Raw genomic sequence first — 23,713 nt, forward strand, 5'->3', positions numbered from 1 at the left:
CTATTTTACTGTTTTACTTTTGTTTTAATCGCTAAACTCAGCTCATCAAGCTGCGCCTCGCTTACATGGCCAGGGGCATCTGTGAGAACGCAGCTCGCACTTGCCGTTTTTGGGAATGCAATCGTATCTCTTAAGTTAGAGCGGCCTGCAAGCAGCATCACTAAACGGTCAAGACCCAGCGCGATTCCGCCATGCGGAGGAACACCATGCTCAAACGCATCCAGCAGGAAGCCAAATTGTTCGTAAGCTTCTTCTTTTGAAAAACCAAGTAAGCCAAACATTTTTTCTTGAATGTCCTTTTCGAAAATACGAATAGAACCTCCGCCAAGCTCGTAGCCATTCAGCACAAGATCGTAAGCCTGTGCCTTCATGTCTTCCGGGCTTGTTTCAATTAATTCAAGATCCTCGCGAACTGGCATTGTGAATGGATGATGGGCAGCATAGAAGCGGCCTTCTTCTTCATCTTTTTCAAGCAGCGGCCAATCGACAACCCATAAGAAATTGAATACAGACTCATCGATCAGTCCAAGCTCTTTACCTAGTTTTAAGCGAAGTGCACCAAGCGCATCATGGACAACAGACGTCTTATCTGCAACAAAAAGTAAAAGGTCGCCTTCTTCAACTTGCAGCTGTTCTTTTAATTCAGCTTGCTTTGCTTCATCAAAGAATTTAGCGATCGGCCCTTTTAATTCAGTCCCTTCTGCTTTTAGCCAAGCTAGACCTTTTGCACCGTAGTTCGCTGCAAATGCACCAAGTGCATCAATGTCTTTTCTTGAGTAGTTCGCTGCAGCCCCTTTTACATTGATGGCTTTCACAGACCCACCATTTTTCACAGCTCCGCTAAACACTTTGAAATCGGAGTCTTTTACCGTGTCTGAAATGTTCACTAGCTTCATCTCAAAGCGTGTATCCGGCTTATCAGATCCATAAGAATTCATCGCTTCATCGTATGTCATACGAGGTAATGGCAATGTAAGGTCTACTCCTTTGACATCTTTCATCACCTTCGCCATCATCTCTTCAGCAAGCGTCATGATATCCTCTTGACTCATAAAGGACATTTCAATATCGACTTGTGTAAATTCCGGCTGACGGTCAGCACGCAAGTCTTCATCTCTAAAACAGCGGGCAATTTGATAATAACGGTCCATTCCAGAAACCATCAGCAATTGTTTAAATAATTGCGGAGACTGAGGCAATGCATAAAATTCTCCCTCGTGTACACGGCTTGGAACAAGATAGTCACGCGCACCTTCTGGGGTACTTTTCGTTAAAATTGGTGTTTCAATGTCTAGAAAGCCGTTGTCGTCTAAGAAATGGCGGAATGCTTTTGTGACTTCATGTCGCATTTTCATTGTTTCAAACATTGCAGGGCGGCGAAGATCCAGGTAACGATATTTTAAACGAACATCTTCTGATACCTCATCTGCTTGATCTGAAATCACAAAAGGAGGAGTCTTCGCTTCATTTAAAACGGTGACCGTTTCGACTTGAATTTCAATTTTGCCCGTTTTTAAATTTGGGTTGATCGTTGCTTCTTCTCTTGCAACAACCGTTCCTTTAATATCAAGGACATATTCATTACGAATTGATTCTGCTGTCTCAAGCGCCTCTTTTGATAGGTCTGGATTGAAGACAACTTGTACAATCCCTGTACGGTCGCGCAAATCAATAAAGATTAATCCGCCTAGGTCACGCCTTTTTTGAACCCATCCTTTTAATACAACTGACTGACCGATTTGGTTTTCTGTTACTTCTCCACAATAAAAAGTTCTACCAAACACAAACATTCCACTCCTTCTTTACGCTTTCTGGTGGGCCTTCAACATTTGAATCAGCTCATCAAGCTTCACTTCAATTTGTTCACCCGTTGTCGTATCTTTCACATTCACAATTTGCTGCGCAAGCTCATCTTCACCAAGAACTGCAATAAATTTGGCTTTTAATCGATCAGCCGCTTTAAATTGTCCTTTTAGTTTCTTCCCTGTATAGTCCATTTCACTTGAGATACCTTCTTTTCTCAGACGGTTTAATAATGAAACAGAATAATCCTTCGCTTCATCTCCGAGAGCAGCAATGTATAGATCAATACCATCTTGCAGAGGAAGCTCAATTCCTTCAGCATCGATCGCAGATAAGAAACGCTCAATACTCATCGCAAATCCGATCCCTGGTGATTCAGGACCGCCAATTCCTTCAACGAGCCCATCATAACGGCCGCCGCCGGCTAATGTTGTAATCGCACCAAAGCCTTCTGCATTACTCATGATCTCAAATGCTGTGTGATTGTAGTAATCAAGACCGCGTACTAAATTTGGATCAACGACATACTCAATGCCTATATCCGATAAGTATTGTTTAACCTTTTCAAAATAAGTCCGCGATTCTTCATTTAAGAAATCTTGAATGGATGGAGCTGTTGCCATCAATTCATGATCACGATCCTTTTTACAATCAAGAATACGAAGCGGATTTTGATGTAAACGCGTTTGACAGTCGTGACAGAATTCCTCAATTCTTGGTTCAAAGTGCTTGACCAGTGCTGTGCGGTAGTCTGCACGGCTCTCTTTGTCACCAAGGCTGTTAATGACGAGCTTTAAGTTAGAAAGACCTGCTTTCTCATACACACTCATCGCAAGCGAAATGACCTCAGCATCAATGGCAGGATCTTTGGAACCAATCGCTTCTATCCCAAATTGATAAAATTGACGATATCTTCCTGTTTGCGGACGTTCATAGCGGAACATTGGTCCGATGTAATACAGCTTTGTTGGCTGAGCAGGCTGTGCAAACAATTTATTTTCAACATAAGAACGGACGGTTGAAGCTGTTCCCTCTGGACGAAGTGTGATGCTGCGTCCTTTTTTATCTTCAAATGTGTACATCTCTTTTTGAACGATATCAGTTGATTCGCCTACTCCCCGTGCAAACAGCTCAGTATGCTCAAAAATCGGTGTGCGGATTTCTTTGTATTGAAAGGCTGCACATGTATCTCTCGCAATTTGTTCAACATACTGCCAGCGTTCTGACTCTCCAGGTAAAATATCCTGTGTGCCTCTTGGAATATTAAAACTCATTTTTCGTCCTCCTACGACCATCATTCATTTTTTATGTGGACATATAAAAAACCCCCGCCTCTACTATGTGTATAGTAGGGACGAGAGTTATACCCGTGGTGCCACCCTAGTTGGAACATGATCCAGCCATGTTCCCGCTCAAATCCTTAACGCAGATTCACGTTCTCCGCCTATTGACTCATTTTTAGAGCGTTCAGCAGGAAACCTACAGAGTGTTCTTTCGTGATAAATGCCATGCGGATTCGCTTTCAGCCTAAGGCGATTCCTCTCTGCTCACGCAATTTACCCTACTATTCTCTATCATCAGTTCCACATTTTAAATTTTCAAGTGTGTTGATTTATATTATAATAAGGTCGGTGCTGCCACTCTGTCAACCCTTGCCGTGCCTCTTTTTCTTTTCCAGCTCTTCTTTTGACGTACATCCGTATTCAGATGCGGTCTCTTCAAGGAAGCCTGGCTGATCCATTTCGTCGTGCTGCCAGCGGTCGATATCACGATGTCCATTATATTGCACTCGTCCTAATTTTCTGCTTAATCTCATGTTTGTACATCCTTTTATCACATTTTTATTTAGTATAAACAGATTGATTCATTTTTATTAGGGAAACTGCAAGGAATTCATCCACTACATAACGAATTAACATTCATCGGTTTTACAAGGGAGGGGAAAACACCGTTTTGAATCTGAAAAAACATAATCAAATGATGATGCTGCTTACTTGTTTTGTTCTCATCGCGAGTTCTTTGCCTATGACACATGCTACAGCACAAACAGATCAAGCTGTTGTCGCAACAGATGAAATCAATGTGAGAACGGGCCCTGGTTTAAGCTATGGAATTGCAGCTGTTGTGAAACGCGGCGAAAGTTATCCCATTCTCACTGAACAAGGAGAATGGGTGCAGATCCAATTATCAAACGGACAAAAAGGCTGGGTCGTCTCATGGCTGATTACCACATCATCCGGCGCTCAAAAATCCGCGAAGCCAAAGGCGCAAGGTCAAAGCACGGCTGGAGGCAGTACAATTACTTCAACAGCTTCCGACCTTCGCATCCGGACAGGCCCCGGGACTTCCTATCAAGTGATTGGTACTTTCCCGCAAGGTGCTACCGCTAAAAAGCTCGAGACAAGCGGCGAATGGACGAAAATTTCGTATAAACAAGCAGAAGGCTGGGTTCACTCTGATTATGTTTCAGAGGGGCAGAAAACTTCTCAATCAAGCTCCGGCGAGTCCTCTCGCTCTAACCAGACAGGCACAGTTGGCGTATCGAGCTTGAATGTAAGGCAATCGGCCGCACCAAATGCACAAGTCGTCGCTTCACTTGCCCGCAACACACAGATCACCATTTTGCGAGAGCAGAACGGCTGGTATGAAATTGAGGGGAAAGGCGTAAAAGGCTGGGTTGCAAGCTATTACATTGTCACAGGCAAAGGAGCAGGCTCTGCACCTGAAAAGAGTTCATCCTCTTCGGCTTCTGAACAAAAAGCGTACATTGTCTATGATGGCACCAATATTCGAAAAAGCGCTTCTACCTCTGCTGGGATTGCAGAAAGAGCAACAAAAGGAGCTGCCTATCAAATCGTTCGGACGCAAGGTGACTGGTACGAGGTGACACTATCAAACGGCGGAACTGGCTATGTGGCGAGCTGGGTCGTTCAAACGAAGAAAAATAGCAGCGACGCGCCAAGACCTCAGCAGGATTCATCGTCTGGAACTGGTTCTTTAAAAGGGAAAACGATTGTTCTTGATCCTGGTCATGGCGGAAAAGACAGCGGCACAATCGGCGCAGACGGTGCTTTTGAAAAGAACATCACCATCAAAACCGCCAATTTACTGGCAGGCAAATTAAGGGCTTCTGGTGCAAATGTATATTTAACAAGAAGTGATGATACCTTTATCAGCCTTCAATCAAGGGTGGCAACATCTCATTACCGAAATGCAGATGCATTTATTAGTCTTCATTACGATAGTTTTATGGATCAAAGTGTTAGAGGAAGTACAGCGTATTATTATCAAGCAGCAAAAGATCAGCAATTAGCGTCAAGCGTTCATTCAGAAGTTGCAAAACGCTCTCAAATCCCTGATAAGGGTGTCAAATTCGGAGATTACTTTGTTTTAAGAGAAAACAAACGCCCTTCCCTTTTATATGAACTCGGGTATTTAAGCAATCCTCAGGAGGAAGCGATCATTTATAGCGCCTCTTACCAAGAACGAGTCACAGAAGGAATGACTGAAGGATTAAAACAATATTTCCGTTAAAAAGAAAGAGGCCGCTGCGCCTCTTTTTTGTTTATCCGCAAAAGAAAAAGACTCTAAACAAACTCCCGCATGAGTTCATCTACAGTCTAAAGAGAATCTATTCTTTGCTGTCCATCAAGATCGTGACTGGTCCTGAATTGGTCAATGACACGTCCATCATCGCACCAAAACGGCCAGTTTCGACATGGATGCCTTTTTCTCTAAGGGTTTTATTGAAACATTCATAAAGCGAGTTGGCTGCATCCGGCTTGGCGGCTTTCATAAAATTCGGCCGTCTGCCCTTTCTCGTATCACCATATAGGGTAAATTGTGATACAGACAGAACGCTTCCTTTTATGTCCAATAATGAACGATTCATTTTCCCATTTTCATCTTCAAAAATACGTAAATGTGCAAGCTTTTCAGCTAAGTAAAGCACATCTTCTTCTGTATCTTCGTGTGTGACACCAACAAGCACCATATATCCTTCGTTGATGGCACCTGTGATCTCTTCTTCTACCTTCACAGATGCATTTGTCACACGCTGTACAACAAGCCTCATAGACGATATACTTCCTTTCTAATTCATGAATCGGCGAACAGAGTAAATGTCTTTGATTTGTTTAATGCGTTCGACCACTTTGTGCAAGTGATTAATATTTTGAATAAAGATCGCCATATGGATCGTCGCCACTTTGTTACGATCAGACTTCCCAGAAACAGAGGAGATGTTCGTTTTGGTTTCGTTGACTGCTTGAAGCACCTCATTGAGTAAGCCGCGTCTATCATATCCTAATATTTCAATTTCTACATTGTATTCTTTACGGTTTTGAGCAGGCTGCTCATGCTCCCACTCGACGGGAATTAACCGCTCCTGCGCTTCTCCTGTCTTCACGTTCGGACAGTCGTCGCGGTGAACAGATACGCCTCGGCCCTTCGTAATAAAACCGACAATGCTATCGCCAGGAACAGGATTACAGCACTTAGATAAGCGGACAAGCAGGTTATCAATTCCTTTGACCCTTACGCCAGCTTCCCGTTTTTTCCCGTGATACGTCTTCGGTTCCACCGTCACTTCTTGAACGGTTTTCTCTTGCTCTTCTTGATCTCTTTGTTTTCTTTCTTTTTCCGTTAAACGATTGGCGACCTGCAGTGCAGTAATGCCGTTATATCCAACAGCTGCATACATGTCCTCTTCGTTTGAAAAATTAAATTTGTCAGCCACTTTTTGCAGGTTTTCTGCTGTCAGAATGTCTTTGACGTCAAACTCAAGGTTTTTGATTTCTTTCTCCACGAGCTCTCGGCCTTTTTCGACATTTTCTTCACGGCGCTGTTTTTTGAAAAACTGTCTGATCTTGTGCTTCGCTTGGGAGGTTTGGGCAAGCTTGACCCAATCCTGACTTGGCCCGTAGCTGTGCTTTGATGTCAGAATTTCAATAATGTCACCTGTTTTTAGTTTGTGATCGAGTGTGACCATCTTGCCATTGACCTTGGCACCGATCGTTTTATTCCCAATTTCCGAGTGAATCCGGTAAGAGAAATCAATTGGAACTGAGCCCGACGGCAGTTCAATGACGTCTCCTTTTGGAGTAAACACAAACACCATATCAGAGAAAAGATCAATCTTTAACGACTCCATAAATTCTTCTGCATCTGTGGATTCGTTTTGAAATTCAAGAATTTCTCTAAACCAAGAGAGCTTCTTCTGGAAGACCGCTTCTTCCGTTGATTCTGCTGACTCTTTACCTTCTTTGTATGCCCAGTGTGCCGCAATCCCGTATTCTGCGATTTCATGCATTTCCACTGTACGGATCTGAACTTCAAGCGGATCGCCTTTTGGTCCAATCACCGTTGTATGAAGAGACTGGTACATGTTCGGCTTTGGCATCGCGATATAATCCTTAAACCTGCCTGGCATCGGCTTCCAGCATGTATGGATAATCCCGAGCACAGCATAACAGTCTTTAATGCTGTCAACCAAAATACGAACGGCAAGCAGATCATAAATTTCATTAAACTGCTTATTTTGCAAGACCATTTTGCGATAAATACTATAAATATGTTTTGGTCTGCCGGAAAATTCAGCCTTGATGTTTACCTCAGACACGCGGTCTTTCACTTCATTGACAACCTCGTCCAAGTATTCCTCACGTTCCGCTCGTTTGCGCTTCATCAGATTCACAATCCGGTAATATTGCTGCGGATTTAAATAGCGGAGTGCTGTATCTTCAAGCTCCCACTTAATCTTTGAAATCCCTAATCTGTGCGCAAGCGGTGCAAAGATTTCAAGTGTTTCATTTGAAATTCTCCGCTGCTTTTCCTGCGGAAGATGCTTGAGCGTTCTCATATTATGAAGACGGTCTGCCAGCTTAATCAAGATCACGCGGATATCCTGCGCCATTGCAACAAACATTTTTCGATGGTTTTCGGCCTGCTGTTCTTCTTGTGATTTATATTTAATCTTCCCGAGCTTTGTGACACCATCAACAAGCATTGCTACTTCCTCGTTAAAATGCTCTTTTAAATCCTGTAATGTCACATCTGTATCCTCAACTACATCGTGCAGGAAACCGCCTGCAATGGTTGATGGGTCCATTTCAAGATCAACAAGAATACCCGCCACTTGAATTGGATGGATAATATAGGGCTCACCAGATTTCCGGTATTGCTCCTTGTGTGCATTTTCAGCATATTCATATGCTCGCTCTATAAATTGAATATGTTCAGCGGACAGGTATTCTCTTGCCTTGTCAATGACCTGCTGCGCCGTTAAAACTTGTTCGTTCGCCATGGAATCACCTTTTTAAATGAAAACTGTATTGTAGTTTATTATCAAGAAAAATTCGATAGATGTAAAGAGAAGAAGTCCGCTAAAAGATTTTTGATAGGAAAAAAGCACCCTTCTTACTGAGTGCTTTTTACGAAAACTCCATTAGTATTGCATTAACGTCATGATGTCGTAGCCGTCAAGCTTCTTTCTGCCGTCCAGATACGTCAGTTCAATCAAAAATGCAATCCCTGCCACAACGCCGCCTAATTCCTCTACAAGCTTAATGGATGCTTCAATTGTTCCACCAGTCGCAAGTAAGTCATCAGTAATCAGGACACGCTGACCAGGACGAATCGCATCTTTATGAATCGTTAATACATCTTTACCATATTCCAAGCCGTAATCGACTTTAACGACTTCACGAGGAAGCTTTCCTTCTTTACGAACCGGTGCAAAACCTACACCAAGTGCGTATGCTACAGGGCAGCCAATAATGAATCCACGCGCTTCAGGTCCAACAATGAGATCAATGTCTCTTTCCTTCGCGTAATCAACGATTTGATCCGTTGCATAACGGTACACTTCGCCTTTATCCATTAACGTTGTAATATCTTTAAATTGTACACCTTCCTTTGGGTAGTCAGGTACAACTGTCACATATTGTTTTAAATCCATCTTTTCCTTTTCCTCCTCGTACGTCAAAGCACAGGTGAGACTTCGCTCATCATGCTATTCAGCCATTCCTTCAGCTCTTTAGCTGAGGAATATGTTAGTGTTTGATCGAGTTCCATCAATCGTTGTTTTGCTGTATAGGATGCTGATGCCGTTAAATCTTTTTTAGGGGCATCAAGTACTATTGACAGCACACCATTCTCTATTTTAACAAAACCGAGTTCAAAAAACACCTTTGTCATAAAAATGATTGTATCTTTTGTCCAGCCTCTATGTTTGGCAAGGTCCATTCCTTGTTCTTTGATAGGAAAACTTCCCCGTTTAAACAAGAACCCATAAAACCATTTGAATTGGTCACGGCTTGGGAAAGAGGACATAAAATGATCTTCTTTTCTTTGAAAAACGGTATAAATTCTGGCAGGCTTTTGATTTTCTAAAAGCTGCTTCAGCAATTGCTCATCTGCGGGAACATCCGCAAAGACCACATATTTGCCCTGTACATCAAACGTTGATACATTTTCTGCATGAACATGATGAATGGGGATATCGACGTCCTGTTTTGTTGCTTCATCAAAACAGACAACCAAAGATTTTTCTGAATCAAGCGTCGAGACTTTCTTCTCCCAATCCTTTTTCCCGCGCAGATCAAACAGCTGCCATTCATCAACTCGTGCATCTTTTAGCATCAGCTGGGGCTTCTTCCGGTTATTCCATTCATTGACGGACATTTCTCCAATCACGGAAATGCGGCTTCCTGGAACAATTTCTTCTTTTAATTTCCCTTGGTGAAAACCGACACAGTCAAGCAGCTTGTCTTCGTCTTTCAGAGACATTTTAATATGGTTGTGATTTGCCCCAATCGTTCGAATATCTTCAAGCTTCGCATCTTCAATCATAATGAACGGTTTTGGGTTTGACATACCGAATGGTGACAGCATCCCCGCTTCTTCAATCGCTTCAACCGTCAATTCGTCTACCTTGCATACTGCATCGACCCGCTGTATTGGAATAAAATCTTCTTCCGTCAATGTTTCATTTGCATATTGATTTAATCTTTCCCTTAGTAAAGCGACATCATCCGCTCGAAGTGTCATCCCTGCTGCCATCGGGTGCCCCCCGAAATGCGGCAGGATGTCGCGGCATTTGCTTAGATGGAAAAATAGATCGAAGCCAGGAATACTCCGGGCTGATCCTTTTGCCATTTGCGTCTCTTCATCTATTCCAAGCACAATCGCCGGACGAGAAAAAGTATCCGTCAATTTAGAGGCAACAATTCCGACAACGCCCGGATTCCAGCCAGCTTTCGCTACAACGATCGCAGACTGGTCATCACCTGCCTCTTCCACCATTTGAATGGCTTCTTCTGTGATCGTACTGACAATCTTTTGTCGTTCTTTATTCAGTTCCTGTACAAAACGAGCGAGCTCTTCTGCTTCATCCTTATCCTCAGTCATCAGAAGATGAACGGCAGGATCTGCCTGTTCAATTCGTCCTACAGCATTCAGCCTTGGCGCAATTTGAAAGCCGACCGTTTCCTCATTGGCTTCTTCTAGAGTGGCTCCCGCTTCTTTCAATAACGCTTTCAGCCCCGGTCTATTCGACTGCCGAAGCTGCACAAGGCCTTTTTTGGCGAGCCACCTATTCTCATCATGAAGCGGTACAAGGTCCGCAATTGTCCCGATTGCTGCAAGATCTAACAGCTGAACTGGCAGCTTCCCAAGCAGTGCATGCGCCACTTTAAACGCTACGCCTACACCAGCAAGTTCTTTAAAGGGATACTCACAGCCAGGCTGCTTAGGATGGACAATAGCAAGTGCCTCAGGCAGCTCCTCACTTGGTTCATGGTGATCTGTAATGATTAGGTCTAACCCTATTTCTTTTGCAATACGTGCTTCATTTACAGCAGCAATGCCTGTATCGACCGTGATGACAAGCGATGCTCCTTGCTCCTTGATATATCGAAATGCCTGTTCATTAGGCCCATAGCCTTCTTTAAATCGATCTGGAATATAAAAGTCTACTATCGCAGACCGCTCTTTTAATGTATGTAAAAGTACAGACGTACTTGTCACACCATCTGCATCATAGTCTCCGAAGATCACAATCGATTCCTGCTCTTCGATCGCTTTGTTGATGCGCTCTACTGCTTCTTTCATTCCTTTTAATAGAAATGGATCATGAAATTCGGCTTTTTGATCAAATAAAAAAGACCTCGCCTCTTCTACTTCTTCAATTCCTCTTTTTACGAGAAGCGATGCAGTCAGCGCTGAAATATTCAGATTTTCAGAGAGTGATTTCACTTTTTCTTCGCTTGGATGTTCATATTCCCAGCGCATTTTGGATAATAACATAAATTCACCCCTCAACCACACTATTATACTAGAGTGGCCTGAGGGGTTTCAATTTTTATTTTATGAAATTGTGCTGGAAGATTATTTTCCCTTCCGGTCAAATGATGCTGGCTGTTCTTTTAAAGGCGTGACATGAGATTTCTTTTGAAGATCTCTGTCTGCCTTTTTCGTCGCCGCAGCAGGTGCAGCGGCTGCACGCTCAGCTTTTAATGCTTTTAGTTCACGTTTCAGTTTCACAATTTGGAAGATCCCTGCAAATGCCACAATCAGCCCGCCCATTAAAACTGAACCGATAATGACAAGGATCAGCGGCCATTCAGCCGTTCCAAATAAGTAGTGTACCTCGACAGGCCGTACATTAATCACGGCAAATACTGAGACAATTAATACGAAAATAAATGCGAGTATGATGGTCCATTGTTGTTTGTTCATCTACATATCCCCCAAGCTTTTTCTTTTATTCTTCCCTTTTCGCTGCCTTTTTTAAACACCGAAAGAAAGCAGTGGAAGAAAACCTATCAGCATGGGCATCATCAGCTGCTGAGTTTTTCTTTAATCAGATTCTTTAATTCTTTTCTTTCTCCAGAAATGACAAGGGTATCCCCTTCTTCGATGATGGTATCTGGTCCTGGATTTAAAATCTTCTCATGTGATTTTCTCACAATGGCGATGACTGTTACTTGATAGTTTTGGCGAACATTGAGGTCACCGATGCTTCTTTGAACAGCTGGTGCATTCTTTTCAATTTTAAACCATTCAATCACCAGTTCATCAATGGCTACCTCTACGGTTTCAAGCGCTTTCGGCTTATAGACCATGCCGCCTAAAATAGCCGCAATTTGTCTTGCTTCTTCATCGTTTAGCAGGATGCCAGAAATCGTTTCTTCATGGTCGTCCTCCTGAAAATGATACATTTCTCTTCTGCCGTCATCATGTGTAATGATGGCAAGCTTCTCATTATTTCTTGTGATCATTTCGGCTTTATGACCGATACCTGGCAGTTCAGTTTCCCGAACCTTCATAACAGCCCCTCCAATGAATAAAGCCAAATGCCTAAACAGACACTTGCTTTCTATACTGGTCTAAACGTAAGTCATTATAGCAAAAGACCATTTCAAGATCAATGAAACCCGAAATGTTTTTTCAAATCATCTTATTTTCAGAAAAATCGATAGAAAAAGACTGCCGAAAAAGGCAGTCTTTCTAGATTAAATATCTTGTTCTGTATCAATCTTAGCTGGTTTTTTCAGCTCACGGCCTTTCCACATCAGCCAAATTTGTGCCGCGATATAAAGGGATGAGTACACCCCTGTTAATAAGCCGACAAGTAAGGCGATGGAGAAGTTTGTAATCGACGCTGATCCGAAGATAAGCAGTGCGACAACAACGACAAGTACAGTCAGCACCGTGTTGACAGATCGCGTAAAGGTTTGCTGTAAGCTTAAGTTCACAATGTACGATAGATCTTCAATGGTTTTCGGTTTACGTTTCTTCATTTGCTCACGAACCCTGTCGAAGGTAACGATCGTGTCGTTGATCGAGTACCCAATGACCGTGAGGATCGCGGCAATGAAGGTGACATCCACCTCTAAGCGCGTAATACTAAAGAAGGCGACAATAAAGAATGCATCGTACAGCAGTGAGATAATCGCCGCAATCGCCATCTTATACTCAAAACGGACGGATACATATAAAATGATCCCAATGGAAGCAATGATGACGGCATACAGCGCATTACGGGCAAGTTCTTTTCCGACAGTCGGTGATACTGTACTTACGTTCGGCTCAGTGCCGTATTTATCTTTGAAGTAATCCTTCACTTCAGCGATTTTTTCTTTGTTCGGCACCCCGACAAATCGAGCAGCTGCTTGATTTTCTTTTTGCCCCGACAGCACAACACTGTCTGCTTCAAGACCAAGCTTTTTAAAGTCTTGCTCTACTTGTGCAGTTGTCAGCTTGTGATCGCTTTGAACATCGATTCTCGTTCCACTAGCAAAGTCAATACCAGCATTGAGCTTGAAGATCGAAAGGACGATGATTCCCGCAATAGTAACAGCTATGGAGAAAATCATAAAGCCTTTACGTTTGCTGACGAAATCCCATTTATCAAATGGCGTTTTCGGTTCGGTATTTTCTGTTGTTTCGTGGATACTCATGATGTCTTTTTTGCGGACACCAAACCAGCCTTTTTTGCGGTCGAGCGCACGGCTTTCTACAAGCAGTCCAAGAAGGAATCTTGATAGGAATACAGCCGTGATAAAGCTTGTTAAAATCGAGAGGATGAGCATTGTTGCAAATCCTTTTACAGAGCTTGTCCCGAAGAAGAACAGCACTCCGCCGGCAATAATACTTGTTAAGTTTGCATCAAAGATGGTCGCAAATGATCTGCGGTTCCCTGACCTGAAAGCAGAACGGACAGATTTGCCGAGCTTCAGCTCTTCTTTGATCCGCTCATAAGTAATAATGTTGGCATCAACAGCCATCCCTACCCCTAGAATAAGTGCGGCAATTCCAGGCAGTGTCATGACCGCGCCCATCCAGTCAAACACTTGCAGCGTAATGTAGATATAGGCTGAGAGTGTGATGACAGCTATAAGACCAGGTAATCGGTAATAAAGCAGCATGAATAAGAAGATAAATGCGATTCCTACAATTCCTGCGAACACTGTTTCGTTCAGTGCTTGTTCACCAAACTGTGCACTCACAGATGTGGAATATTTTTCTGTTAATTTTACTGGCAATGCCCCGGCATTTAAAATACTTGCGAGGTCTTTTGCCTCTTGGACAGTAAATTTCCCTTCAATTTGTACGTCACTGCTGTTAATCTCTTGATTCACATTTGGTGCAGATACATACTTGTGGTTTGATTTTGAGACTTCTTTTTTGAAGGAATCTCCTTTGTGATAATCAAGCCAAATGACAAGCTGGTTATTCGGCGCCATCGCCGCTACTTTTCTTGTGACGTCACCAAATTTTTTCGCATCCTTTAGTTTAACCGTCACAATTGGCTCATTCGTTTGACTGAATGTTTGTTTTGCACTGTTTTCGACTAGGTCAGCCCCGTTAAGAAGTTCTTTATCATTCGTATCTCTGAAGGATAGCTGTGCTTCAGTGGAAAGAATCTCCCTAGCTCTGTTTTGATCTTTTACCCCTGCAAGCTGCACACGGATACGATTATTGCCTTCAATCGAGATGTTCGGCTCACTTACACCTAGCACATTGGCTCTTCGGTTTAAAGCCTCCACTGTACTAACGAGAACACTATTTGTGATCTTGTCCTCTTTTTTCACTGGATGTACATCATACAGGACTTCAAATCCACCCTGTAAATCCAGCCCTAGCGTCATATCTTTCGCAACAGGCTTTGTCAGTAAGCCCACGCCAGTTCCGATTAACAGAACCACTAAGAAAAACGCAAGAATGCGCCCTTTTTTCATTATGTATTTCCTCCTTAAACACCTGAATCCATTAAGATGGCTTATTTCAACAGTTCATCAAGCATATTCTTGCCATCTTCACTGTCCAAAAAAGCAGACGTTTTAAACGACTGAACGGTTGCATAGTTCATAAATTCGCCTATTTTCACAGATAAAATATCTGCAACCATTTCATGAATCGGATACTCTTGTTTTTTCTTCCACTTCTTATTCTCTAAGTATGACCATAATTCCTCTAAATCTACATCTTTATAGCCCAAAACGATGAATTCTTCAAGCTTACTGAACAGAAAAGGCTTTAAATGGTCTTTGTATATAGCAGCTGGGTGTTGTGTCATTGCGTAGCTCCCCCTTTTCAGTTTTTTATCGAGAGACTTGTCATGCTTGGACGATATACACGCATATCTTATTGTATATGATTCTATGTCGTTTGAGAAGGCAGGTGATCTGTGATTTGACGAAGCAAACGTTTTTAAAGGGGACCATTATTTTAATTTTAGCAGGTTTTATCACGAGAATATTGGGTTTTGTCAATCGAATTGTCATTGCGAGGTTCATTGGCGAAGAAGGGGTCGGGCTTTATATGATGGCTGCACCTACCTTTTTTCTCGCCGTGACACTCACACAATTCGGACTGCCTGTCGCCATTAGTAAGCTTGTCGCAGAAGCAGAAGCCCGGGGTGACAAACAGAAAACAAAACGTATTCTGGTCATGTCCCTTGCGATAACAGGAACACTCAGCCTGATATTCACGCCGCTCTTTTTATGGTTTGCGCCCATCATGGCAGAAAATATGCTGACTGATCCTAGAACGGTCTATCCACTGCTTGCCATTACACCCGTCGTACCAGTCATCGCCATTTCCAGTGTGTTAAGAGGCTATTTCCAGGGCAGACAGCAGATGAGCCCGCTTGCGATGTCTCAAGTTCTGGAGCAGGTCGCAAGAATTTCACTAGTGGCAGTATGTACAACGGCTTTCCTTCCTTACGGGATTGAATTTGCGGCAGCAGGTGCGATGATTTCATCTGTGATTGGAGAGATGATTTCACTTGCTTACTTACTGATCGCCTTCCGCTATAAAAAGACGATTCGTATTCGAAAACGATTTTTTAAGGCGATTCATGACGGGAAGGACACGTTTAAACAGCTGATGAGCATTGCCCTGCCAACAACAGGCAGCCGTTTTATCGGGAATATTTCGTGGTTTTTAGAGCCGATTGTTGTCGCGCAAAGTCTTGCCATTGCTGGTTATGCGGCTGTAGAGGCGACAAGGCAGTACGGGGAGTTGACTGGTCTTGCCCTGACCCTTTTGACACTGCCTAGTTTTATTACGTATTCACTCTCCACTGCATTAGTTCCGGCGATCAGTGAAGGAATGGAGCAGAACAAACGTAAAACGGTCGAATACCGGCTGAAGCAGGCGATGCGCCTTTGTTTACTCAGCGGAGGCATTTCATGTATTATTCTTTTCGTTTACGCAGAAGATTTAACGCTCTTTATGTATGGTTCATCGCACGCGGCCATTTATGTGAAATTCATGGCGCCATTTTTCCTTCTTTATTATTTTCAAGGGCCCCTTCAAGCCGTGCTTCAAGCACTCAATTTAGCTGGTGCGGCGATGACCAACAGCCTGATAGGTGCAATTGTGAAAACAGGGATGATTTTTGTCCTTGCTTCCCAGCCTGGCTTTGGCATTATGGGCGCAGCACTTGCGATCTTAATCGGCATCATCCTTGTCACGCTGCTCCATGCGGCAACTGTCGGAAAGGTGCTGCCTATTCATTTACCATTAAAGGAATATGGACTATGCGTCCTTGTGATTATCGGTACAGGGGCTGTCAGCCTCTGGCTGAAATCTCAAGTAGACGGACTCTTTTCTGCTCCTATTGAACTTGTGACGCTCATTTTTGTTACGTGCACGCTCTATGTCATTCTATTAATCTGCCTAGGGCTAGTGAAACGAGAAGAGCTGCGCCGCATCCCGTTCATTGGGAAGCTGTTTTAGCTCATCTCTTTTTGATCACTTCATCTTTCAAATCAATATAAAATGTTTTTTGATTAAAGCTGCAGTAAGAGATTTGATCGATATCATGATAGCCTCTTTTAGCAAGCTCATCTTTCAGCCACTGTTCATTTTGATTGATTTGCTTAAGGTGGTCATGCTGCACGACACCGTCCGCAACAAGTGGAAGCTCAAGCGCTGCATGTTTGCGCTTGTTTTCTTTTTCGACAACGGCGAGCTTTCCAGACGGCTCTAAAATGGCGTAAGAGACATCCTGAATGCTGTCGATGTTATTTTCTCTTAATTGAATGAGAAGGTCATCAAAATTGTATCGCTGTTTTCTCATTGCACCCTCGTCTATTTTCCCATTGATGATGAGCAGGGCCGGTTTGCCGTCAAGAAAGCGCCGGACGCCTTGGAATTTCAGTGAGAGGTAAGCAAGTGTGATTTGAATGAAGGTTAACAGCAGGATTGGCCATACCGTATGTAACATGTGATCCTCTACTTCTTCTATGGCGAGAACCGCAATTTCTGCGATCATCATAAAAATGACTAGATCTAAAATGCTCAGCTCGCCAATTTCCCTTTTGCCCATTAAGCGAAATATAAACCAAATAAGAAAATATAAAATGATGGTTCTCATGGAAATGATCAAGATATCCTGCATGTGATGTAAACCCTCCTTCTCCAACATAGCTTGTGTCAAAACACTTTATTTATGTAGAAAAGAAACGTCTGAAACATGTCTATTTTTTCTTCACTGTGAATACATTTTAGTAAAAGACAAGCTTCGTTCAATTGGAGAGGAGACGAATCTACATGCAGGAAACGAAACATATTGGAAAAGGCATTTTATCCGGCTTAATTGCCATTTTTGTCGTGATGGTTGTCACAAGTTTACTTGTGTCGCTCATGCTTACATTCACAAGTATGCAGGAAACATCATTTAAATGGATGATTATGATTTTGTCCTTTGCTGCCCTTTTATTAGGAGGCATCATTTCTGGAGGGAAAGCAAAGGAGCGTGGCTGGCTGATTGGTGCGGTCACGTCTATCATTTTTTCCCTCACTGTATTTCTATTTCAATATTTGGGATTTGGAAAAACGTTTTCACCAGAGCAGTTTATCTATCATGGAGCATTTTTAGGCATTTGTATGCTGGGGGGAATGATTGGCGTCAATCTTCGAGGCAAATAAAAAAAGAGCGGTTATATCGCTCTTTTTTTTATGGCTATGTATCAGAGGATTAGCCTTTGTCAGCTAATTCTCTAATAGCACGACGATCGAAAGTTAAACGGTTGTTTTCGCTTGTTTTGATGACCACTTTTGATTCATCAATTGAGTCGATTTCACCGTGTAAACCACCGATTGTGACGATTTTATCGCCTTTTGATAAAGATTGCTGCATCTGACGCACAGCTTTCTGTTGCTTTTGCTGTGGACGGATTAACAAGAAGTAAAGCACAGCAAACATGACAACAATCATAATGATTGAACCCATACCACCATCCATTCTATTTCACCCCTTTCTAAAGCATTGTAAAGCCTTTCGTTTATGCGTTAAAAGTTTTTCGCATTCGGTTTGTTAAAGCCGTAACGCTCAAAAAACTCTTCTTTAAAATCACCTAAACGATCCTCACGGATAGCTTCTCTCACTTGCTCCATTAATTTTAACAGAAAATGAAGATTATGATAAGTTGTTAATCGAATTCCGAACGTTTCATTTGTTCTGATGAGATGTCTAATATAGGCGCGTGTATAGTTTTTACATGTATAGCAGTCACAGTTTTCATCGATTGGTCTAAAGTCACGCTCATATTTTGCATTTTTCACAACAAGACGGCCTTCACTTGTCATCAAGGTGCCGTTTCTTGCAATTCGCGTCGGCAGTACGCAGTCAAACATATCTACACCGCGAATGGCGCCGTCAATTAAGGAGTCTGGTGAGCCGACACCCATTAGGTACCTCGGCTTGTCTGCCGGTAAAAATGGTGTTGTGAACTCTAGTACACGATTCATCACATCTTTTGGTTCCCCTACAGATAAGCCTCCGATGGCGTAACCTGGGAAATCAAGTGAAACAAGGTCTTTTGCACTTTGTTTTCGAAGCTCTTCGTATTCTCCGCCTTGGACAATCCCAAACAGCCCTTGATCTTCAGGACGCTGGTGTGCTGTTAGACATCGCTCTGCCCATCTGCTTGTCCGCTCCACAGAACGTTTCATATAATCGTACTCTGCAGGATACGGCGGGCATTCATCAAATGCCATCATAATATCAGAGCCAAGTGCATTTTGGATGTCCATGGCTTTTTCAGGAGATAGGAACAGCTTGTCTCCGTTTAAATGATTACGGAAGTGAACGCCTTCTTCTTCAATTTTTCTAAATTCACTCAATGAAAAAACTTGGAATCCGCCTGAATCTGTTAGGATTGCTCGATCCCAGTTCATAAATTTGTGCAGACCGCCTGCTTCCTTTACGATATCGTGACCTGGACGGAGCCATAGGTGGTACGTATTGCTTAAGATGATGCCTGCATCCATAGCCTTTAATTCTTCAGGCGCCATTGTTTTGACTGTAGCCAGTGTACCTACTGGCATAAATACAGGTGTTTCAAAGGAGCCGTGCGGTGTATGAACGCGGCCAAGACGTGCACCTGTCTGTTTGCATGATTTAATGAACTCATAACGTATCGGTAATTGCGACAAAAATGAGCCCTCCTGTCTTTGTTGTATGATGTTATTGAATCAGCATGGCATCGCCAAAGCTGAAGAATCGGTATTCCTCTTTAACAGCCTCATTGTACGCTTTAAGTACGTGCTCTCGTCCAGCTAATGCGCTGACAAGCATAATTAACGAGGATTTTGGCAGATGGAAATTCGTGATCATGCCGTCAATTGCCTTGAATGTGTAGCCAGGGTAAATAAAGATCGACGTCCAGCCGCTTGAGGCTTTGAACTCACCATCATGTGCACTTGCAATGGTTTCAAGCGTTCTTGTTGACGTTGTGCCGACTGAAATAATCCGCCCGCCTTCCTTGCGAATGCGGTTAAGCTCATCAGCTGTTTCTTCATTCATTTCATAAAACTCTGCGTGCATTTCGTGTTCTTCAATACGTTCTGCACTTACCGGACGAAATGTGCCAAGCCCTACGTGCAGCGTAATGAAAGCAATGTGTACACCTTTCGCTTTCAGCGCATCCAGCAGCTCGGTTGTAAAGTGGAGACCGGCAGTTGGCGCAGCAGCGGAGCCAACCTCTTTTGAATAAACGGTTTGATAGCGTTCACGGTCGTCAAGCTGCTCTTTAATATATGGAGGCAGCGGCATTTCACCAAGGGATTCAAGCACTTCATAAAAAATGCCTGTATATTGAAACTCGACTTTTCTTCCGCCATGTTCCATTTCCTCTGTGCATACTGCTTTGAGCCGTCCATCACCAAACGTGATAACCGTCCCTTTTTTCACCCGTTTGGCTGGTTTGACAAGTGTTTCCCAGTGGTCTCCCTCTTCTTGTTTCAATAGAAGCAGCTCTACTTTGGCACCTGTATCCTCTTTCATACCAAACAGACGTGCAGGCAGAACGCGCGTATTGTTTAGAACGAGACAATCACCCTTTTGAAAATAATTGATGATTTGTGAGAATGTATCATGTGTAATCGCACCCGTTTGTTTGTTTAAGACCATCAGTCTTGATGCATCTCTTTTTTCAAGCGGCACTTGTGCAATCAATCTTTCTGGTAAATCAAAATCAAATAGTTCTAGCTTCATTTCCTTCACCTATTCTGTAGTTAACTAGTTAACGTTATTTCATCCGTCCAAAGATATTAAGTAATATGGTTAGCACGATGCTAATGACAATGCATGTAATGACAGGAAAAAAGAACGTTACATTTCCTTTTTTCACAAAAATATCACCTGGAAGCTTACCAACCAATTGAAAAACTAATCCTGCGGCAAAAAGGACACCACCTAAAATCATTAATATTTTAGGGAATTCAGTCACGAATCGGAACCTCCATTTGAAAATGTTCATACGCTTCTCTTGTGACGACCCGCCCTCTTGGTGTTCTTTGCAGGAAACCAATTTGCAGTAAGTACGGTTCGTACACATCTTCAATCGTATGTGATTCTTCTCCAATTGTCGCTGAGATCGTATCAAGCCCAACAGGACCGCCTCTAAATTTTTCGATCATACTTAAAAGCAGCTTATGGTCTATATGATCAAGGCCAAGCCTGTCGACTTGAAGACGCTCTAGGGCATCTTCCGCAATATCCTGCGTAATGGCATGATTCCCAAGCACCTGCGCAAAATCTCTTACTCTTCTGAGCAAACGATTGGCAACCCTCGGTGTTCCCCGGGAACGTCTCGCAATCTCTTCAGCAGAGCGAATATCGATCCCAATCTCAAACAGCTCGGCTGTTCTTGCCACAATGTGAGCCAAATCTCTTTGTTCATAGTATTCCAATCTTGCATGTACCCCAAACCTGTCACGAAGCGGCGCTGTTAACAGCCCGACACGGGTTGTTGCACCTACAAGCGTAAATGGCGGTAAATCAAGCCGTACAGAGCGTGCTGTATCTCCTTTTCCAATGACAATATCTAAACAAAAGTCCTCCATTGCTGGGTACAGCACTTCTTCAATTGAGCGCTGCAAGCGGTGAATTTCATCAATAAACAATACATCACCTGGCTCAAGAGATGTTAAGATGGCCGCCAAATCACCAGGACGTTCAATCGCTGGTCCTGACGTTGTACGCAGCTGAACATTCATTTCATTGGCAATGATCGACGCAAGCGTTGTTTTCCCAAGTCCAGGAGGTCCATATAAAAGGACGTGATCAAGCGTTTCCTGCCTCATGCGGGCAGCTTCAATAAATACGCTGAGGTTATCCTTTACTTTTTGCTGACCGATATATTGGCTAAGTGTCTGTGGCCGCAGACTTTGCTCAATGGCTGATTCATGGTTGTCTGCTTCAGTTGAGACGAGCCGTTCATCCATGAGACATCACCCTATTTCAACATTTTTTGTAAAGCTTTTTTCACATATTGATCGGTTGTGAGATTCTTTTCTTCTTTTAATAATGGAAGAACCTTTTTGATTTCACGATCACCGTATCCAAGGACATTTAAGGCTTCAAGCGCTTCATCTAATGCAGTTTGCTGCGTTTCGACCTGAATGTGGTCCTCGTGATTAAATAAGTTGCCAATCATCTCTGGCACCACATCTGCCAGTTTGCCTTTTAGATCCAGAATGATTTGGCGTGCTGTTTTTTTGCCCACACCAGGGAATTTAATCAGGAACGCTTCATCTTCACGTTCTATCGCTGAAATGACAGCGCCAGGATCCCCGGAAGCAAGAATGGCGAGTGCGCCCTTTGGCCCAATTCCTGTGACATTTAACAGTTTTGTGAACAGCGCTTTTTCTTCTCGTGTTTGAAAACCGTATAACGAAAAGGCGTCTTCCTTTATGTAATGATACGTATAAATCGTTTCTTGTTTATTTACTCGATAGATAAACGGGTTTGGGGTATAGACTTGATATCCCACTCCGCCGTTTTCAATGACAACATATTGCGGGCACACATAATCAATGGTCCCTTTTACAAACTCTATCACCGTTTTCACCTCTTTGACTGTTCTTCATTGTAACATAAATCGAAGAGAAAACCGCAATAAAAGTTAACATACGTTCGCTCAGTACATTTTTATGATGAAACCACGAAAAACAGCTTGTGGCCTTCACACCAGCAAGCTGTTACACGCTTTAAAACGAAATTTCATTTCGGTAAGGCTTCATGACTTCAAGCACATGCTCAAATTCATCCTTTGTTCGAAAAGGAATGCCTTGCTCAAGCTGCTTTTCCACATGACTTTCTAAACGGGACGTATCAATTTGAAAAAAGAGATGAATAGGCTCCGCCCAGCCGTCAGGCCTTCCATGAAACGTAGAAATCACACCGTCCTCTGATAATCCGATATATCCATTTGCTTTACTTAATGGAGAGATATCATCAATTTGCTTTCTAAAAAGGGCAAAATCCTCTTTTTGTTCTACGAGCGTCCAGCCTTTATACTGCGCCCAGAATGTGTCTTTGTCTTCTAATGATGCCCGGTGTCTTTCAATACTCACATCGCCGTCTAGATAGACTTTTTCAAGCTGGACGGTAATAGAGTTTGACTGCTTTTGCAAGTGTTCTTTCCCTTCCATATCCGCAGCAAAAAAAAGCACACTTGTCATGATAAGTCCTGTAACGAAACATTTCATCTTCACTTTCACTATTTACACCTCTTTAGAACATGAGATCGATGCATGACATATGTAGTTTGACCCATTTTTCTAAACATTAACCAAATCGATCATTCAAATGTATGGTAAGAGTCTTTCGTTGTATCCTTCATTCGTAAATGTTATGTTTTATACAATCCATTGCTTTATCGAATGACACGGTTTTTTCATCATTCGTTTTTCAGCCGCATAAACTGAAACCAAAGAAGGTGAAGTCAATGTCAGATGTCAAAAGATTAGCCGAATCGATTCAATATCATGAAGAGAAACGTTTTCATAAGCTTGCCTATAAACCGGCAGAGCTTGAACTGTGCGGCAAAGGAAGAAGTGCCTATGTCTTTTTATACAAAAAAGACGGCAAGAAAATGGCACTAAAAGTTTTTTTCCCTTCTTATCAGCATATTGCCCGCAAAGAGGCTGCCATTTACGAAAAACTTTCTGGTTCGTCTTACTACCCTGAGATTTATGAGTCTGGGGATCAGTATATTTTAATGGAATATATTAAAGGCTACACATTCTATGAATGCCTTACAAAAGGAATTCCTATTAAAAAACAAATGATTGAACAAGTCGATGATGCGCTGGAGGAAGCGCGCGAGAAAGGATTGAATCCTTCTGATATTCATCTGCGCAATTTGATCTTAACAAAAGAAGGACGGATCAGGGTCATTGACGTTGCCAGATTCACGCAAACGAAAGCATGTCATCAATGGGATGATTTAAAAGCCGCTTATGCCTATTACCAAAAACCTTTTTTCCCTAAAAAAGCACCGCGTCTGTGGCTTGAAGTCATTGCATATTTGTATAAAAAGAACTGGCTGTCCCGCGGGCAGCTTAATAATCGAAATGATTTTTCTGCATAATGAAAGCCGCTCTCTTT

23 protein-coding genes and 1 other annotated feature are annotated in these 23,713 nt (G+C 42.7%); of the genes, 4 read left to right on the top strand and 19 right to left on the bottom strand.

Annotated features, from left to right (window positions below):
* Positions 1 to 5 precede the first annotated feature (5 nt).
* The 3 genes from aspS to AAYR28_RS12330 form a co-directional block, all read right to left on the bottom strand.
* Positions 6 to 1,784 (bottom strand): aspartate--tRNA ligase, encoded by a 1,779-nt coding sequence (gene aspS, locus AAYR28_RS12320; RefSeq protein WP_139142201.1) that lies wholly within the window; start codon positions 1,782 to 1,784, stop codon positions 6 to 8.
* An 18-nt stretch (positions 1,785 to 1,802) separates the two neighbouring features.
* The gene (gene hisS, locus AAYR28_RS12325; protein WP_041115117.1) at positions 1,803 to 3,077 is read right to left on the bottom strand and encodes a histidine--tRNA ligase; all 1,275 of its coding nucleotides are present in this window, start codon (positions 3,075 to 3,077) and stop codon (positions 1,803 to 1,805) included.
* Between the two features lie 73 nt (positions 3,078 to 3,150).
* Positions 3,151 to 3,390: a binding site (T-box leader), on the bottom strand.
* A 58-nt stretch (positions 3,391 to 3,448) separates the two neighbouring features.
* Positions 3,449 to 3,619 carry a YrzK family protein gene (locus AAYR28_RS12330; RefSeq protein ID WP_003216250.1) on the bottom strand — a complete coding sequence of 57 codons (171 nt, stop codon included), beginning with the start codon at positions 3,617 to 3,619 and terminating at the stop codon, positions 3,449 to 3,451.
* A 137-nt stretch (positions 3,620 to 3,756) separates the two neighbouring features.
* Here AAYR28_RS12330 and AAYR28_RS12335 point away from each other — a divergent pair, with 137 nt between their 5' ends.
* Positions 3,757 to 5,337 (top strand): SH3 domain-containing protein, encoded by a 1,581-nt coding sequence (locus AAYR28_RS12335; RefSeq protein WP_120208285.1) that lies wholly within the window; start codon positions 3,757 to 3,759, stop codon positions 5,335 to 5,337.
* A 97-nt stretch (positions 5,338 to 5,434) separates the two neighbouring features.
* Here the strand turns inward: AAYR28_RS12335 and dtd are convergent, their stop codons facing one another.
* The 8 genes from dtd to AAYR28_RS12375 form a co-directional block, all read right to left on the bottom strand.
* Positions 5,435 to 5,878, bottom strand: coding sequence for a D-aminoacyl-tRNA deacylase (dtd, locus tag AAYR28_RS12340; RefSeq protein WP_024427859.1), 444 nt, complete (start codon positions 5,876 to 5,878; stop codon positions 5,435 to 5,437).
* An 18-nt stretch (positions 5,879 to 5,896) separates the two neighbouring features.
* The gene (locus AAYR28_RS12345; protein WP_034279902.1) at positions 5,897 to 8,107 is read right to left on the bottom strand and encodes a RelA/SpoT family protein; all 2,211 of its coding nucleotides are present in this window, start codon (positions 8,105 to 8,107) and stop codon (positions 5,897 to 5,899) included.
* Positions 8,108 to 8,248: 141 nt separating this feature from the next.
* Positions 8,249 to 8,761 carry an adenine phosphoribosyltransferase gene (locus AAYR28_RS12350; protein WP_034279900.1) on the bottom strand — a complete coding sequence of 171 codons (513 nt, stop codon included), beginning with the start codon at positions 8,759 to 8,761 and terminating at the stop codon, positions 8,249 to 8,251.
* Positions 8,762 to 8,784: 23 nt separating this feature from the next.
* Complete coding sequence (gene recJ, locus AAYR28_RS12355) at positions 8,785 to 11,109, bottom strand: single-stranded-DNA-specific exonuclease RecJ (RefSeq protein ID WP_034279898.1); 2,325 nt, start codon at positions 11,107 to 11,109, stop codon at positions 8,785 to 8,787.
* Positions 11,110 to 11,190: 81 nt separating this feature from the next.
* Complete coding sequence (locus AAYR28_RS12360) at positions 11,191 to 11,541, bottom strand: LapA family protein (RefSeq protein WP_120208287.1); 351 nt, start codon at positions 11,539 to 11,541, stop codon at positions 11,191 to 11,193.
* A gap of 101 nt (positions 11,542 to 11,642) precedes the next feature.
* Positions 11,643 to 12,131: a cation:proton antiporter regulatory subunit gene (locus AAYR28_RS12365; RefSeq protein WP_041115109.1), complete on the bottom strand. Its 489-nt coding sequence runs from the start codon at positions 12,129 to 12,131 to the stop codon at positions 11,643 to 11,645.
* A gap of 186 nt (positions 12,132 to 12,317) precedes the next feature.
* Positions 12,318 to 14,546, bottom strand: a complete 2,229-nt coding sequence (gene secDF, locus AAYR28_RS12370; protein WP_061109412.1) for a protein translocase subunit SecDF — start codon at positions 14,544 to 14,546, stop codon at positions 12,318 to 12,320.
* A gap of 41 nt (positions 14,547 to 14,587) precedes the next feature.
* Positions 14,588 to 14,884 (bottom strand): post-transcriptional regulator, encoded by a 297-nt coding sequence (locus tag AAYR28_RS12375; protein ID WP_003216788.1) that lies wholly within the window; start codon positions 14,882 to 14,884, stop codon positions 14,588 to 14,590.
* Positions 14,885 to 15,000: 116 nt separating this feature from the next.
* On the opposite strand from AAYR28_RS12375, the gene spoVB reads away from it, so the two are divergent.
* Positions 15,001 to 16,551, top strand: coding sequence for a stage V sporulation protein B (gene spoVB / locus AAYR28_RS12380; RefSeq protein WP_034279890.1), 1,551 nt, complete (start codon positions 15,001 to 15,003; stop codon positions 16,549 to 16,551).
* A 1-nt stretch (position 16,552) separates the two neighbouring features.
* Here the strand turns inward: spoVB and AAYR28_RS12385 are convergent, their stop codons facing one another.
* Entirely contained in the window at positions 16,553 to 17,215 is a 663-nt protein-coding gene (locus AAYR28_RS12385; protein WP_034279889.1) for a DUF421 domain-containing protein, read from the bottom strand.
* Between the two features lie 152 nt (positions 17,216 to 17,367).
* Here AAYR28_RS12385 and AAYR28_RS12390 point away from each other — a divergent pair, with 152 nt between their 5' ends.
* Positions 17,368 to 17,745 carry a TIGR04086 family membrane protein gene (locus tag AAYR28_RS12390; RefSeq protein ID WP_034279887.1) on the top strand — a complete coding sequence of 126 codons (378 nt, stop codon included), beginning with the start codon at positions 17,368 to 17,370 and terminating at the stop codon, positions 17,743 to 17,745.
* 49 nt (positions 17,746 to 17,794) lie between these two features.
* Here the strand turns inward: AAYR28_RS12390 and yajC are convergent, their stop codons facing one another.
* From yajC to AAYR28_RS12425, 7 genes are all read right to left on the bottom strand, one after another.
* Complete coding sequence (yajC, locus tag AAYR28_RS12395) at positions 17,795 to 18,061, bottom strand: preprotein translocase subunit YajC (protein WP_008360993.1); 267 nt, start codon at positions 18,059 to 18,061, stop codon at positions 17,795 to 17,797.
* Positions 18,062 to 18,108: 47 nt separating this feature from the next.
* On the bottom strand, positions 18,109 to 19,254 hold the full coding sequence (gene tgt, locus AAYR28_RS12400; RefSeq protein WP_024423141.1) for a tRNA guanosine(34) transglycosylase Tgt: 1,146 nt from the start codon (positions 19,252 to 19,254) through the stop codon (positions 18,109 to 18,111).
* A gap of 31 nt (positions 19,255 to 19,285) precedes the next feature.
* Positions 19,286 to 20,314 (bottom strand): tRNA preQ1(34) S-adenosylmethionine ribosyltransferase-isomerase QueA, encoded by a 1,029-nt coding sequence (gene queA / locus AAYR28_RS12405; protein ID WP_041115105.1) that lies wholly within the window; start codon positions 20,312 to 20,314, stop codon positions 19,286 to 19,288.
* A 34-nt stretch (positions 20,315 to 20,348) separates the two neighbouring features.
* Positions 20,349 to 20,549: a DUF2905 domain-containing protein gene (locus AAYR28_RS12410; RefSeq protein ID WP_012010741.1), complete on the bottom strand. Its 201-nt coding sequence runs from the start codon at positions 20,547 to 20,549 to the stop codon at positions 20,349 to 20,351.
* On the bottom strand, positions 20,542 to 21,546 hold the full coding sequence (gene ruvB, locus AAYR28_RS12415) for a Holliday junction branch migration DNA helicase RuvB (protein ID WP_024423143.1): 1,005 nt from the start codon (positions 21,544 to 21,546) through the stop codon (positions 20,542 to 20,544). The genes AAYR28_RS12410 and ruvB overlap by 8 nt, the downstream gene beginning before the upstream one ends.
* 11 nt (positions 21,547 to 21,557) lie before the next feature.
* Entirely contained in the window at positions 21,558 to 22,163 is a 606-nt protein-coding gene (gene ruvA / locus AAYR28_RS12420) for a Holliday junction branch migration protein RuvA (RefSeq protein WP_120208289.1), read from the bottom strand.
* A 148-nt stretch (positions 22,164 to 22,311) separates the two neighbouring features.
* Positions 22,312 to 22,812 carry an intercompartmental signaling factor BofC gene (locus tag AAYR28_RS12425; RefSeq protein ID WP_073979823.1) on the bottom strand — a complete coding sequence of 167 codons (501 nt, stop codon included), beginning with the start codon at positions 22,810 to 22,812 and terminating at the stop codon, positions 22,312 to 22,314.
* A gap of 239 nt (positions 22,813 to 23,051) precedes the next feature.
* Between AAYR28_RS12425 and AAYR28_RS12430 the strand changes: the two genes are divergently transcribed.
* A complete protein-coding gene (locus AAYR28_RS12430; RefSeq protein ID WP_034279877.1) occupies positions 23,052 to 23,696 on the top strand; it encodes a serine/threonine protein kinase in 645 nt (214 codons plus the stop codon).
* Positions 23,697 to 23,713: the final 17 nt, after the last annotated feature.

Source organism: Bacillus safensis (genome assembly GCF_039619585.1).
In the GTDB taxonomy this organism is placed as follows: domain Bacteria; phylum Bacillota; class Bacilli; order Bacillales; family Bacillaceae; genus Bacillus; species Bacillus safensis.